A 12116-nucleotide genomic window follows, 5' to 3' on the forward strand; every position below is an offset into this window, starting at 1 on the left:
GGATTGCAGCACTATGCAGCCGGTGGCGAGGCAAGATGCTGTGAGACCAGGCCGCCCAGGCGGCGGACGCCGCCATTACGGTTCAGTCCAGTCCAGTCGCCCGCGCAGATGATGCGGATATCGGTCGGCTGGGCCGGAAGCCAGCGCATGGACCAGTAGGGAAAGAACCGGGCGGAAATGCGCGCCCTGCCCAGCTCTACAAGCTCATGATGGCTGCGGGCGGAGAGGATGCGGTCATATACTACGTTGATGCTGTCATCCGGCCCTTCGATGTACTGCAGGAAGCGGGAGCCGTCGTACAGCAGGACGCCGGTCACACCTGCTTCCAGATTGAAGCGGGCGGCGGCACGAGTGAGGTCATCCACATTGTCGATGGACAGCCCTGGCACCGCCTCACTTGCGTAGGCGATGGCGCGTAGGGGCACGATATTCTCCAGCGAACGCAGCAATCTGCTGCACGTCAGAATCTCACACGCGCTGTAATACTGCGTGAGTTTCAGGTTTTCTCGAACCAGTCTGCGTACGGGCTGTTTTTCACCAGGTGACGGTTGTAGTCCTGGTCTCCATCTTGCCACCAGACCGGTCCCCGCTCGCCCAATCCGCGCTTGGCCTCGTCCACTGCGCGTCGCGCCCTGCGCAGCGCTTCGCGATTGCCCGCCCGCATGGCCGCCTGCACTGCCCGTCGACCCGTCATCAGCCGTGCCACCCACTGCTCCCGCTCGGCTGCTGACAAATGGGGATTGCTGGCGCGCCACAGACGCCCACGCACCACGATGTAGCGGCCATCCGGGGTTATCGGCAGTGAACCGTTCATATGCGCGTTCCCGCAGCGGAAAGGCAACGCCGGAGTTCGTACAGCCACGGAATCCCCACGATCAAGACAGCAGGGAGCAAGCTGGCCCACCACAGCCACGGGGGTGCTGTCTGCTGCTGCAGCGTCCAGGCTGGATCGGCCTGCAATGCGATCCACAGCAGAAAAGCCCACGGTGCGATATCCAGGACACTGTGCACGTGCTGTTCGGCTGGGCTGATCCGCCGGCGGCCGTCTGCGCTGACGGTGTCGAGATAACCGACTACCGCATGCATCGTGACCAACGCGAAGAGCAGCAGGGCCAGACCCCGACTGGGAGCAAGTAACAGCCATGCCAGCACGCCTGCCCCGATCAGAGCCAGTTGCACCCCGTGCAGCGCGCTCTCGCGCAGCCCGGACGTATGTGCGATATCCGTGCGCCGATGGAAGTGAAAATCCACCGTGCCTGCCAGCAGCCAGATGGCATACAGGCAGGCCATGGTGCCGGCCGTCGTCATGGGGTCAGCACGATTTTCCGGCAATCGTCGTCCTTGGCGTCGAACATCGCATAGCCCCGGGCGGCTTCGGCAAGCGTCATACGGTGCGAAATGATGTTCCCGGGGTCCAGCTTTCCTTCCAGAATGGCGGTCAGAAGTTCGGGCATCAGTCCCTGCACGTGCGTCTGCCCCATCTTGAAGGTCAGCCCCTTGTCGAACGCATCGCCCAGCAGGAAGCCATGGATGAAACCGGCATACACGCCCGGAATGCTCACCACCCCGCCGCGCCGGGCTGCCGCAATGCACTGGCGAATGGCCACGCCACTACTACCCTCAAGCTTCACGGCGGTCAACGCACTTTCCAGCGCGCTGCCCTCTGCCTCGAAGCCGACCGCCTCGATGCAGGCATCCACGCCGCGCCCGCCCGTCTGGCTGACGATGTAGTCGGCGGGGTCGTCCACCTTGCTGAAATCGATGGGCGTAACCCCGTACGTACGCCGGGCGAAGTCCAGACGGTACGGAAGATGGTCTACCATGAAGATCGTTTCAGCGCCCAGCAACCGGCAGCAGGCCGCACTCATCAGGCCTACCGGGCCGGCGCCGAAGATGGCCACTGTCGAACCCGGCTTCACCCCAGCATTCAATGCCGCCTGGTAGCCGGTAGGCAGGATGTCTGACAGGAACAGTACCTGTTCGTCGGCTGCGCCTTCCGGAATGCGCAGCGGCCCGACATTTGCCTTGGGCACGCGCACATACTCGGCCTGTCCGCCGGCAACCCCGCCATAAAGATGGCTGTAGCCGAACAGTGCGGCCGGCGGCATCAGACCCTTGGCATTCAGCGCCGCACCCTTGCCCGGGTTGGTGGTTTCACACGCGGCATATTCGGCCAACTGGCAATGGAAGCACTCGCCGCAGGCAATCACGAAGGGAATGACCACCCGGTCACCCGGCTTGACCTGGGTGACGCCGCGGCCGACTTCTTCGACCACGCCCATGAATTCGTGCCCCAGCACGTCGCCGGTGTGCAGGTCGGGAATCTTGCCGCGGTACAGGTGCAGGTCGGAGCCGCAGATGGCGGTGGCGGTGACCCGCAGGATCAGATCGTCGTCGGCCGCCAGTACCGGGTCAGGTACGGTTTCGACCCGAACGTCCTTGCGGCCGTGATAGGTCAATGCCTGCATGGTCAATCTCCGCGCGGTAGGAAGTTCAAGGGTGGCACCTCACGCTGGCAGACCGGGTGACCCGAAGGTATGCACGATGTCTACCAGCTGCATGGCTGGCTTAACAGTTCTGTCCAGCAGCGATGGTCACTTCGGCAATGCGCGGTGTTCACCGACGCTTGCGACGCGTGCGCGCAGGCTCTGCCGGCATCAACTGGTGCGAGGTGTGCACATGTGGAAGCACAATGGGCTCTCTTTGGTCCTGCTGGCCCTGATGCTGCTCTTCCTGGGCGGCCAGATCGCGGCAGGCCTGCAGGTGCACAACGAAGAACTGCTGCAGCACGGCCGCGCCCCCGTGGACGTTTGGCACTATCTGGGCAGCGGTCATTTCATCAGCGCCACCTTCGAGAACTGGGAAAGCGAGTTCCTGCAGATGGGCATGTATGTGCTGCTGACCGTTACGTTGCGCCAGCGTGGCTCTGCTGAATCGCGACCGTTGGATCCTGCGCAGGAGAACCCGCGCGTCGCCCCGGGCCCTACCCCATGGCCTGTGCGGCGGGGTGGCGTGTGGAAGACGCTTTACGGGCACTCCCTTGCCATCGCATTCGGGTTCATGTTCCTGCTCAGCTTTGCCCTGCATGCGGTGGGCAGCTGGCGGGCGCAACAGCTGGAAAAGCAGCTGCAGGGCTTGCCACCGCCTGGGTTCCTGCAGCATGTTTCAGGCAGCACCTTCTGGTTCGAGTCCATGCAGAACTGGCAGAGCGAGTTCCTGGCGGTGCTGGCGCTGGTGGTGTTGACCATTTTTCTGCGGCAGAAAGATTCGCCGCAGTCGAAAGCAGTGGAGGCACCGCATTCACAGACCGGTGACTGAGGCGCTCACCGCTGCCGCGAATCGACGCTGATCTCGCCGGACGTTTCCAGCATGGCCAGCGCGATCTCGTGGTGGCCATCACAACCGGCCTTGCGCATGGCCACATCCAGGTCTTCCGGCGCCACGTTGCAGCGGCGCAACTGCTCCCAGAACACCTTGCCGTTGCGCACCAGTACCACCGGCGCACCTTCAACCCAGCGGTGCAGGCGACGGTTGCGTGCCGTCGCAAACCCCACCAGCCAGTTCAGTCCCAGCAGCGTCGCGGCCAGGATGAGCCCACCCAGCAGTGAAGTGTCCTCACCGATCAGCGAGTTCTGCACCGCGGTGCCCAGCAGCACGATCACCAGCATATCGAACGGCGCAGACTGCCCGATGGAGCGCTTGCCGCTGAGCCGGGTGAGCAGCAGCACGACGATGTAGACCGCGCTGGCGCGCAGCACGAATTCGAACCAGGGCATTCCCAGATCCAACAGGTCAGTCACGATTTTCTCCCGGCATGGTGTTGCAAGCAGGCATACCCAAGCGGACGTCCACGCCTTGTGACCTGCCTTTCTGGCCGCGTCTACAGCGGATGCAGCGCCCACTGGCCGCTGCACAGGCCCTTGCGCAGGATGCGGTAGGCGTCGCGGTCAAACTGCGCAGGCCCACGGCGCAGGCGCCGGGCTGCAGACAGGGTCTTGCCGCTGCCGTGATAGAACCACCCATCCACCACGTGGAATTGACGCAGGCCCTGGCCGCGTTCCTCGATGGCGACCGGGCCTGCATACGGCCATTGCGCGACTTCCAGCAGGGCCAGTGCCTCAGTCAGCCGGCGCTGGTGCTCGGCCAGGCTTTCGCGCCCGGAGCATGCGCCAAGGCACTGGCCCAACATCGACCGGAAGCACGGCCGCCCGGTTGGCAGGCGCTCCAGGCCCAACAGCGAATAGCACAGGCGGTTGTCGTCAGCCAGGCGTCGCAGCGCTTCGCGGGCGGAACGCTCACTGGAGTAGACGCCGTACAGCAGCGGCGCCGATGTCAGGTCGACTTCGGCCGAATGCAGCACGCTCACTTCGCCGCGGTAAAGGCGCAGGCTGAATTGCCGCGGCACCCGCCGCAGCAGTCGGTTATAGAGCGGTCGATGCGTCTTGACCATTGTGGCTTCCAGCAACTGTGCGCCCAGATCACCGGCCATCGGCACATGGCTGATGCGTTCGGATTGACGCAGCATCGCGGCTTCTTCCTGGGTGCGCAGGTGATCAAGCACGCGGGTGCGCAGGTTCACGCTCTTGCCGATATACAGGGGCAAGCCACCCTCGCGACCGTGGAAGGTGTACACACCCGGCTGGGCAGGAAGGGCACGGGCCTGCTCACGCAGGTGCTCAGGAAAGACATAGCCGGCGGTGCGGGCAGAACGGCGCGCGGCCTGTGCGCTTGAAGGCATGTAAGGCGGCAATCGGAATCGATGAATGCAGTGACCCATCATAGGCACCGGGCAGACTGGCGCCAATGCGGGGTCAGACACCGCGCTGAATGCTTCACGTTGACGCGCCGCGCACCCGGTCTGCACGGTGGTGGCTGCCTGGCACGCCCACTCTGTAGCGCCCCTTTGAAGGTGCCACGAGATGACCGATGGCAACAATGCCGCGCTGGGCAGTACCCGCTGGGCCATTGCCGAAGGCTACATCCCCGGTTGGAGCAATGGGCCCGAGCCTGAACTGCAGAGCCACGAAACCTGCTGCATTCTCAATGCGGGCGGTGCCGATGCGCATATCAGCCTGATGCTGTACTTCGAAGACCGCGATCCGCAGGGTCCCTATCGCTTCACGGTGCCGGCGCAGCGCAGCTGCCACAAGCGCTTCAACGACCTGCAGGACCCGGCGCCGGTGCCGCGTGGCGTGGGCTTTTCCTGCGTGATCGATTCAGACGTGCCGGTGGTGGTGCAGCACACACGGCTGGATTCGCGCCAGGCAGAGAACAGCATCATGACCACCATCGCCTACCCGCTGTAGGCCGCGCCGTGCACATCACGGCGACACCACCGGGCCACTGCGTTTACCCACTCAGGCAGACAGTAGCGACTCCCCTTCCGAAGGAGTCGTCCGATGGCTGCCCCCCAGTATCCGAAGCCGCCGTTCAAGGCACAGCAGCAGACTTTCCCCGGCAAGACCAGCAAGATGGAACCGCGCCCGGACCACGGCGAGCAGAGCTACAAGGGCCATCGACAACTGGAAGGCAAGAAGGCGCTCATCACCGGCGGCGACAGCGGCATTGGCGCTGCCGTGGCCATTGCCTACGCCCGCGAAGGCGCTGATGTGGCCATCGCCTTCCTGGAAACCGAGAAGGACGATGCGGCCGCGATCGGCAAGCTGATACAGGAGGCCGGCCAGAAGTCGGTGCTGATTCCCTGCGACATCAGTGATGAAACGCAGGCCGAAGCGCTGGTGAAGCGCGTGGTGCATGAGCTGGGCGGCCTGGACATCCTGGTTAACAACGCGGCGTACCAGCGCTATTACGAGTCGTTCGATGACATCACCATGGACGACTGGCGCAAGACGTTCGACACCAACGTGCATGCGGTATTCAACCTGACCCGGCTGTGCGTGCCACACCTGCAGGACGGCGGCACGGTCATCAACACCGCGTCGGTCAACTCCAAAAAGCCCACGCCCAACATCCTGCCCTACTCGACCACCAAGGGCGCGGTTGCGAATCTGACCATCGGTTTGGCCGGCCTGCTGGCAGAGAAAGGCATCCGGGTGAACGCGGTATTGCCTGGCCCGATCTGGACCCCCTTCATTCCCGCCGGCATGGCCGCCGAGGAGGTTGAGCAGTTCGGCAGCCAGACGCCGTTTGGCCGGCCAGGGCAGCCGGCAGAGCTGGCTTCGGCCTACGTAATGCTGGCCGCCGACAGCGCCAGTTACACCTCTGGCGCGCTGCTGACCATTTCCGGTGGCGCCGTCACGCTTTGACCCGTCCCCTCCCTTCCTCCCCCAAGGAACGCTGAAATGACCCGCAACCAGTACGAGATGCAGAATCCACTCACCCAGTTCCCACAGCCGACCTACCCGGCGCAGGTGCAGACGCCCCCCGGCACCGTGCATGAGCTCAGCCCAAAGGCCGACCACGGCGAGAAGAGCTACATAGGCCTGGGCCGCATGAAGGGCCGCAAGGCGCTGGTGACCGGTGCAGATTCGGGCATCGGCCGCGCCGTGGCCATTGCCTTCGCTCGCGAGGGTGCCGATGTAGCGTTGAACTACCTGCCCGAGGAAGAGGCGGACGCCGCCGAGGTGGTCGCGCTGATCGAGGCCGAAGGTCGCAAGGCCATTGCCCTGCCCGGCGACCTGCAGGACGAGGCGTTCTGCTGCGACTTGGTGGCCAAGACCGTGGATGCGCTGGGCGGCCTGGACGTTCTGGCCAATATTGCCGGTAAGCAGCTGGCCGTGGAGAAGATCGAGGATCTGGACACCGAGCAGTTCGAGGCCACATTCCGTACCAACGTGCATGCGCTGTTCTGGGTGTGCAAGGCGGCCCTGCCGCACCTGCCCGCAGGCGCCACCATCATCAACACCGCCTCCATCCAGGCTTATCAGCCTTCGCCCAATCTGCTGGATTACGCGCCGACCAAGGCGGCCATTGTCAACTTCACCAAATCACTGGCTCAGCAGGTCGCCGAGCGCGGCATCCGGGTGAACGCCGTAGCCCCGGGCCCGATCTGGACCCCGTTGCAGCCGGCGGGCGGTCAGCCGCCAGAGGCCATTCCAGAGTTCGGAGCGCAGACACCACTGAAGCGTGCTGGCCAGCCGGTGGAGATGGCGCCGGCCTACGTGCTCCTGGCCACCCAGGAATCGAGCTACATCACCGGCGAGGTGATTGGTGCCACCGGCGGCATGCTGCTTCCGTGAGGTCCGCGCCAGACAGCGGGGTAAGCCCCGCACGTGACGCGCAGGGGCATGCACCCATCCATGCCTACGCGGCCATCGGCGATGGCCGCTCCACGGCACTGATTGCACCTGATGGCTGCATCGACTGGTGGTGCGCGCCAAACATGGATTCGCCCCCGCTGTTTGATCGTCTGCTGGACGCCATGGCCGGCGGGCGCTTTGCGCTGCAGGCTCGGGACATCGTATCTGTACACCGGCGCTACAAGGCCGACAGCAACGTGCTTGAAACGGAGATCCGCACTTCCACCGGATTCGCCCGTGTTACCGAATCGCTGAACAGCGGTCCGGCCGGGCGCCTGCCGTGGTCCGAGCTGGCCAGGCGGGTGGAAGGGCTGGAAGGCGAGGTGATCTTCGACCTGCACTACCAGCCGGGCACCCGGGCCGGCACCTGCACGCCGTGGATGAGCGATACACCCAATGGCTGCGTACACCACGTGGGTCCGGTGATGACGATGCTGCGCTATCCCGAAGACACCCACATCACGCTGTGTGACGACCGCGACGTGCAGGGGCAACTGCGCGTGACGGCGGGCTACCGCTGTATTGTCGCGTTGCTCGCGTCGCAGGACGAGGTGCTTCCCGTTCCACCATTGGACGATATCGACACCCGCATTGACCGCTCTGATCGCGAATGGCAGCAATGGGTCGCGGATCTGCACTGCGACAGCCGCCAGCGCAGCGAAGTGATCTGCTCGGCGCTGGCGTTGAAGTTCCTGTGGTTCTCACCCACCGGCGCCATTGCCGCAGCCGTGACCGCTTCACTGCCGGAACGCCTCGGCGGTGACAAGAACTGGGACTACCGCTACGCCTGGGTGCGCGATGCCGCCTACATCATCAAAGCGTTCCTGCGCGTGGGCGCCCTGCCCGACGCCAAGGCCGGTTTCAGCTGGTTGATGACCACCATCGGCAGACATCGCCCGGCGCTGCGGCCCTGCTACACCTTGGGCGGCGAGACGGTTGAACAGGAGCGTTACATCGACATCCCCGGCTATCACGGCAGCCAGCCGGTGCGGGTAGGCAATACCGCAACCGACCAGTTGCAGACCTGCGTCTACGGCGATGTGATGGAAATGGCCAGCCGCATGATCGAGGCAGGCCATGTTCTGGACCCGGCCACTGCCCGGCTGTTGTTCGAGCTGGCCGACGAATGCGCCGACCGCTGGATGCGCAAGGACTGCGGCTTCTGGGAGCTGGAGGACCTGCAGCACTACACCATGTCAAAGGTAGAATGCTGGATGGCGCTGCGCCGTGCGTGTGAACTGGCCGAACAGGGCCACATCACCCGCGCCCGTCTGCCCCGCTGGCAGCGCGAGCGCGACCGCATTCTGCACTGGATCGACACGCATTGCTGGCACGAGGAGAAGCAGAGCTATGTGATGCACGCCGGCAGTGACCGACTGGATGCAAGCCTGATGCTGGCATCCCGCTTCGGCCTGGCACAGGCGCGACGCGAGCGGTTCATCGCCACCCGCGAAGCGCTGCGCCGTGAACTGAGTGATGCCAGTGGCGATCTGCTGTGGCGCTACAGCGGCATGCAGCAGTGCGAAGGCACGTTCATCAGCTGCGCGTTCTGGATGGTGGAGGCATATGGCTTGCTGGGAGAGCAGGAGGAAGCGCATCGGCTGTTCCATGCCCTGTTGCAGCGTGTTCGCAACGACGTGGGACTGATGCCCGAGATGTGGGACGCTTTTACCGAGCAAGGGCTGGGGAACACCCCGCAGGGCCTTAGCCATCTGGCGCTGGTGCACGCGGCGTTCGCGGTGGATGGGCAGTGAACCTTTGCAAGCCTCAGCTGGCCAAGGCCAGCTGGGGCAGTACGCCATGCTCCTGCGCCGCAAGGGCTGCCAGATGATCGGCAAAGCCGCCGCTGGCGCGCCCGACCAGACGGGCACTGGTGCTGACCACCGGATCACCGGCCCAGCAGATGGATGCGCCGCTTGCCTGCAGTCGTTTCACCAGATCCACATCTTCCGAACAACGCTGCGCCGCGAAACCACCGGCTGCCAGATAGGCCCGCGTGCAAACGCCCATGTTGGCGCCGTGTATCCGGCCGTGCCCATGGCCCCAGCGCTCTCCGCGCAGGAAGCAGCTGCGGAGCCAGGCCTGCCGGGGCGCGAGATCGCCCAGATCCACGACCCCGCAGAAGACGTCAGCGCCCGCTTCGCGCTGCGCCACCAGCCAATCGGCTGGCACCTGGCTGTCCGCATCGGTGCTGGCCAGCCACCGTGCGCCCATCCGGATGAGAGCGTCCGCTGCCGCCGCTCGCGCTGCACCGACGCAGCGGGCCTGCACGTGCACCATGCCGACGCCATGGCGTTGGCAGATGTCCGCACTGGCATCCGTGCACGCATCCAGCGCCACCATCACACGAACCGGCTCGCTGCTCAGATGCGGGTGCGCGGCGGCAATGGACAGTGAACGCAGGCACGCCTCCAGGCACCCCGCCTCGTTGTGTGCCGGCACCAGCACCCCGATCATCGCAGGCCCTCTTCGCTGGCCAGCGACAGTGGCGCGCGGGTCCAGCCCTGCAGCACGAAGTCGCTGTCCCGGTAGCAGAAGGCTTCCTGCAGCCCGTGCCCCAGCCGCTCATGCACGAGCGCGGTGCGGGTGGCGCGGCCGCTGAAGGATGGCAACCAGTGGCAAGCCACCAGCAGTCCGTCATCCTTCAATGCAGCGTGGACACCGTCGCGCAGCTCCACCAGCGCGTCCGGCCCAAGGTAGTAGCCCATCTCGCTGCAGACGATCAGGTCGAAGCGGCCAGCCGGCCACTGTTGCGGATGCTGCGCGCAATGCACCTGCACGTGCGGCAGGTGTGCCAGACTGCGGCGCGCCTGGAACGTCGCCCGCGGGCTGATATCGGTGGCCAGCAGGCGCTCGCAGCGACCGGCCAACGCTTCGGTCAGCACCCCGTTGGAACAACCCAGTTCCCACCCGCGATGGAAGCTGCGGCGCGTCAGGCTGGACATCAGCACGCCGCGCTTGCGCTCCTCGTACCAGCGGCTGCGATAGCCGAAGGGATCATCGATGGCATGCACTTCGTCGAAGTACGGCTGGGCACTCATGCGAAATAAACCTCCTGGGTACGGTGGAAACGGTCGAGCACGTGCGCGGGCAGGATGGGCTCGGCCTGCAGCCGGGGCACATCGCCGGTCTGTGTACGGAAACGGGTGATGGCCTGCCGCTTGTGGGCGGCCACCGTGGAAATGTCGAGCAGGCGTGGCGACTCCCATGCCATGTGCGCGCAGCCCGGATCCAGCCAATGCCAACCCCAGACGGGGTACTCAAGCAGGCGGCAACCGACGGCCCGCGCGGCCCGCCACGCGGCGCGTCCGGCAGCTTCGTGGTCGGGATGGCCATCGAACCGCCACGGCGCCAGCAGCAGATCGTCTTCGCGCAGGCATTGCCAGAGCCAGTCTTCCAAACCCGTTTCGTGATCGGTCACGCCGCCATCGGCGATGCCCAGATGCACGATGGACTCTGCAGCAATGGACAGCTCGGACAGCGCATCGCGCAGCTCCTCGCGCCGGGCTTGCCGCAGGCGCTTCGGCGTCCACCACTGCTCACCGGGGTAGCACGCTTCACCGTCGGTCACCGCCACCACCTGCACCGGCATGCCCATGCGGGCGGCGGCGCACATCAGGCCTCCGCAGGCCAACACCTCGTCATCGGGATGCGGCGCAACCACTACAATCCGCCCTGCCCCGGCACACAGCTCGGCCACGGTCGATTCGGGTTGCTGCCAAAGCCAATCACAGCGATCCCATGCGCTCGCTTCGGAACCGCGCCCGTTGATGATGGCTACAGCGCCCATGGTTTCACCTGTGCTGCGCACTGCTGTCCCAGCCATGCCCAGTCCTTGTCCGCGTGGCTTTGCCGCAGGAATACGCTCAGGTCGGCCCAGCGGCGCGCGTGCGCGTCCTCCATGCACATGGGCGCTGGTCCAAGCGCGCGGCCGGCAAGGTCCAGGATCTGGGTGGCCGCGCGTTCCACCACGCTGCGCGCACGCACCACCTGCACGCGGTGGGTCAGCTGCGGGGCCAGGTCGATCGCGGCCGCCAGTTCGCGCAGCAGCGCCGCGGCCGGCGCCAGAGCGAGGTCCGCCTTGCCCAGCAGACGCGCGCGCAGGCCTTCGCTGCAGGCATGTTGCATGCGCTCTGCAAGCGCGGTGGCCGCGCCGAACCAGACGGCCGCGATACCGGCACCGCCATGCCAGAACCCCGGGCGATCCAGATAGGCATTGAGCGGACCGATGGCCTCAGCCTGGGCATCGTCGAAACGCACGGTGGTGGAAGGTACGCCGGCCATGCCGGGGGCGGGCCACGGCTCACCCTCCAGTGCATGCCACTGCGATGCATCCACGCGATAGAGCTGCACCCCCGTATCGCCGCGCACGGTTACCAGTGCGGCATCCACCAGCTCGCTGCCGGAACACCACGGCTTGTCGCCGCGCAGCCTGCCGCTTGCATGGGCACGCAGGGTGCAGGCGGGCCCTTCTGCGGCCCATACCGCCAGCAACTGGCCGTCCGACGGTGCTGCACCGAGTTCGTGCAGGATTGCCACGGCGTCATGATGGGCCTCAAGCACCTTCGCCAGGCACAGGTCTTCATGCCCCAGGGCAGCCAGCCCGCGCCAGCGCTCCAGCGTACGCCCTTGGCCAGGCAATGGCAGTGTACCGACCTGCAGCAGTCGCTGCCGGGCCAGATTCGAAAGCGGTGACGGCAGCACGGTAGCGAGCATTCGCAGGCATGTCTGAAGGCGGGCCTTCAACGTAAGCGGCGTGAAGTCACACGACCGTCTTGCGGATGTAGCGGGCACATGAACGCGCGGTGGCAGCATCATCACACCCCCTGCGCGCGGCGACTCGTCACGCGGCCTGTA

The 12116-nt window shown here is 65.5% G+C and carries 15 protein-coding genes; 5 read left to right on the forward strand and 10 right to left on the reverse strand.

Annotation, left to right across the window (positions count from 1 at the left end):
- Nucleotides 1-11: 11 nt before the first annotated feature.
- The 4 genes from C1922_RS10280 to C1922_RS10295 all read right to left on the reverse strand — a co-directional run bounded on the left by C1922_RS10280 (nucleotide 12) and on the right by C1922_RS10295 (nucleotide 2468).
- The gene (locus C1922_RS10280; protein ID WP_108751558.1) at nucleotides 12-425 is read right to left on the reverse strand and encodes a BLUF domain-containing protein; all 414 of its coding nucleotides are present in this window, start codon (nucleotides 423-425) and stop codon (nucleotides 12-14) included.
- A gap of 71 nt (nucleotides 426-496) precedes the next feature.
- Nucleotides 497-814 carry a hypothetical protein gene (locus C1922_RS10285; protein ID WP_108749655.1) on the reverse strand — a complete coding sequence of 106 codons (318 nt, stop codon included), beginning with the start codon at nucleotides 812-814 and terminating at the stop codon, nucleotides 497-499.
- Nucleotides 811-1308, reverse strand: a complete 498-nt coding sequence (locus C1922_RS10290) for a hypothetical protein (protein ID WP_234413277.1) — start codon at nucleotides 1306-1308, stop codon at nucleotides 811-813. The genes C1922_RS10285 and C1922_RS10290 overlap by 4 nt, the downstream gene beginning before the upstream one ends.
- Complete coding sequence (locus C1922_RS10295; RefSeq protein ID WP_108749656.1) at nucleotides 1305-2468, reverse strand: zinc-dependent alcohol dehydrogenase; 1164 nt, start codon at nucleotides 2466-2468, stop codon at nucleotides 1305-1307. Before C1922_RS10295 ends, C1922_RS10290 begins: the two co-directional genes overlap by 4 nt.
- A 211-nt stretch (nucleotides 2469-2679) precedes the next feature.
- Between C1922_RS10295 and C1922_RS10300 the strand changes: the two genes are divergently transcribed.
- Nucleotides 2680-3318: a DUF6766 family protein gene (locus C1922_RS10300; protein WP_108749657.1), complete on the forward strand. Its 639-nt coding sequence runs from the start codon at nucleotides 2680-2682 to the stop codon at nucleotides 3316-3318.
- Between the two features lie 5 nt (nucleotides 3319-3323).
- Here C1922_RS10300 and C1922_RS10305 read toward each other — a convergent pair whose 3' ends face one another.
- Both C1922_RS10305 and cho read right to left on the reverse strand, forming a co-directional pair.
- On the reverse strand, nucleotides 3324-3800 hold the full coding sequence (locus C1922_RS10305) for a YetF domain-containing protein (protein ID WP_108749658.1): 477 nt from the start codon (nucleotides 3798-3800) through the stop codon (nucleotides 3324-3326).
- Nucleotides 3801-3880: 80 nt separating this feature from the next.
- Nucleotides 3881-4738 carry an excinuclease Cho gene (gene cho, locus C1922_RS10310; protein ID WP_108749659.1) on the reverse strand — a complete coding sequence of 286 codons (858 nt, stop codon included), beginning with the start codon at nucleotides 4736-4738 and terminating at the stop codon, nucleotides 3881-3883.
- Nucleotides 4739-4919: 181 nt separating this feature from the next.
- Here cho and C1922_RS10315 point away from each other — a divergent pair, with 181 nt between their 5' ends.
- From C1922_RS10315 to C1922_RS10330, 4 genes are all read left to right on the forward strand, one after another.
- The gene (locus C1922_RS10315; RefSeq protein ID WP_108749660.1) at nucleotides 4920-5306 is read left to right on the forward strand and encodes a sensory rhodopsin transducer; all 387 of its coding nucleotides are present in this window, start codon (nucleotides 4920-4922) and stop codon (nucleotides 5304-5306) included.
- Between the two features lie 93 nt (nucleotides 5307-5399).
- On the forward strand, nucleotides 5400-6266 hold the full coding sequence (locus tag C1922_RS10320; RefSeq protein ID WP_108749661.1) for an SDR family oxidoreductase: 867 nt from the start codon (nucleotides 5400-5402) through the stop codon (nucleotides 6264-6266).
- Between the two features lie 36 nt (nucleotides 6267-6302).
- Nucleotides 6303-7199, forward strand: coding sequence for an SDR family oxidoreductase (locus C1922_RS10325; RefSeq protein ID WP_108749662.1), 897 nt, complete (start codon nucleotides 6303-6305; stop codon nucleotides 7197-7199).
- Nucleotides 7196-9013 carry a glycoside hydrolase family 15 protein gene (locus tag C1922_RS10330; RefSeq protein WP_108749663.1) on the forward strand — a complete coding sequence of 606 codons (1818 nt, stop codon included), beginning with the start codon at nucleotides 7196-7198 and terminating at the stop codon, nucleotides 9011-9013. Before C1922_RS10325 ends, C1922_RS10330 begins: the two co-directional genes overlap by 4 nt.
- 13 nt (nucleotides 9014-9026) lie before the next feature.
- On the opposite strand, the gene C1922_RS10335 is transcribed toward C1922_RS10330, so the two are convergent.
- The 4 genes from C1922_RS10335 to C1922_RS10350 are packed head-to-tail and all read right to left on the reverse strand — an operon-like array spanning nucleotide 9027 to nucleotide 11975.
- Nucleotides 9027-9716 (reverse strand): glycosyltransferase, encoded by a 690-nt coding sequence (locus C1922_RS10335; protein ID WP_108749664.1) that lies wholly within the window; start codon nucleotides 9714-9716, stop codon nucleotides 9027-9029.
- Complete coding sequence (locus C1922_RS10340; RefSeq protein ID WP_108749665.1) at nucleotides 9713-10300, reverse strand: SAM-dependent methyltransferase; 588 nt, start codon at nucleotides 10298-10300, stop codon at nucleotides 9713-9715. The genes C1922_RS10335 and C1922_RS10340 overlap by 4 nt, the downstream gene beginning before the upstream one ends.
- Nucleotides 10297-11049, reverse strand: coding sequence for a PIG-L family deacetylase (locus tag C1922_RS10345; protein ID WP_108749666.1), 753 nt, complete (start codon nucleotides 11047-11049; stop codon nucleotides 10297-10299). The genes C1922_RS10340 and C1922_RS10345 overlap by 4 nt, the downstream gene beginning before the upstream one ends.
- Entirely contained in the window at nucleotides 11037-11975 is a 939-nt protein-coding gene (locus tag C1922_RS10350) for an acyl-CoA/acyl-ACP dehydrogenase (RefSeq protein ID WP_108749667.1), read from the reverse strand. Before C1922_RS10350 ends, C1922_RS10345 begins: the two co-directional genes overlap by 13 nt.
- Nucleotides 11976-12116 lie beyond the last annotated feature (141 nt).

The sequence above is a fragment of the Stenotrophomonas sp. ZAC14D2_NAIMI4_7 genome (assembly GCF_003086675.1).
GTDB lineage: Bacteria > Pseudomonadota > Gammaproteobacteria > Xanthomonadales > Xanthomonadaceae > Stenotrophomonas.

What these genes read in the sequence shown, in the direction of transcription:
- C1922_RS10285 (WP_108749655.1), bottom strand. Translation starts at nt 814, where the DNA reads ATGAACGGTTCACTGCCGATAACCCCGGATGGCCGCTACATCGTGGTG.
- C1922_RS10290 (WP_234413277.1), bottom strand. Translation starts at nt 1,308, where the DNA reads ATGACGACGGCCGGCACCATGGCCTGCCTGTATGCCATCTGGCTGCTG.
- C1922_RS10295 (WP_108749656.1), bottom strand. Translation starts at nt 2,468, where the DNA reads ATGCAGGCATTGACCTATCACGGCCGCAAGGACGTTCGGGTCGAAACC.
- C1922_RS10300 (WP_108749657.1), top strand. Translation starts at nt 2,680, where the DNA reads ATGTGGAAGCACAATGGGCTCTCTTTGGTCCTGCTGGCCCTGATGCTG.
- cho (WP_108749659.1), bottom strand. Translation starts at nt 4,738, where the DNA reads ATGCCTTCAAGCGCACAGGCCGCGCGCCGTTCTGCCCGCACCGCCGGC.
- C1922_RS10315 (WP_108749660.1), top strand. Translation starts at nt 4,920, where the DNA reads ATGACCGATGGCAACAATGCCGCGCTGGGCAGTACCCGCTGGGCCATT.
- C1922_RS10320 (WP_108749661.1), top strand. Translation starts at nt 5,400, where the DNA reads ATGGCTGCCCCCCAGTATCCGAAGCCGCCGTTCAAGGCACAGCAGCAG.
- C1922_RS10325 (WP_108749662.1), top strand. Translation starts at nt 6,303, where the DNA reads ATGACCCGCAACCAGTACGAGATGCAGAATCCACTCACCCAGTTCCCA.
- C1922_RS10335 (WP_108749664.1), bottom strand. Translation starts at nt 9,716, where the DNA reads ATGATCGGGGTGCTGGTGCCGGCACACAACGAGGCGGGGTGCCTGGAG.
- C1922_RS10340 (WP_108749665.1), bottom strand. Translation starts at nt 10,300, where the DNA reads ATGAGTGCCCAGCCGTACTTCGACGAAGTGCATGCCATCGATGATCCC.
- C1922_RS10345 (WP_108749666.1), bottom strand. Translation starts at nt 11,049, where the DNA reads ATGGGCGCTGTAGCCATCATCAACGGGCGCGGTTCCGAAGCGAGCGCA.
- C1922_RS10350 (WP_108749667.1), bottom strand. Translation starts at nt 11,975, where the DNA reads ATGCTCGCTACCGTGCTGCCGTCACCGCTTTCGAATCTGGCCCGGCAG.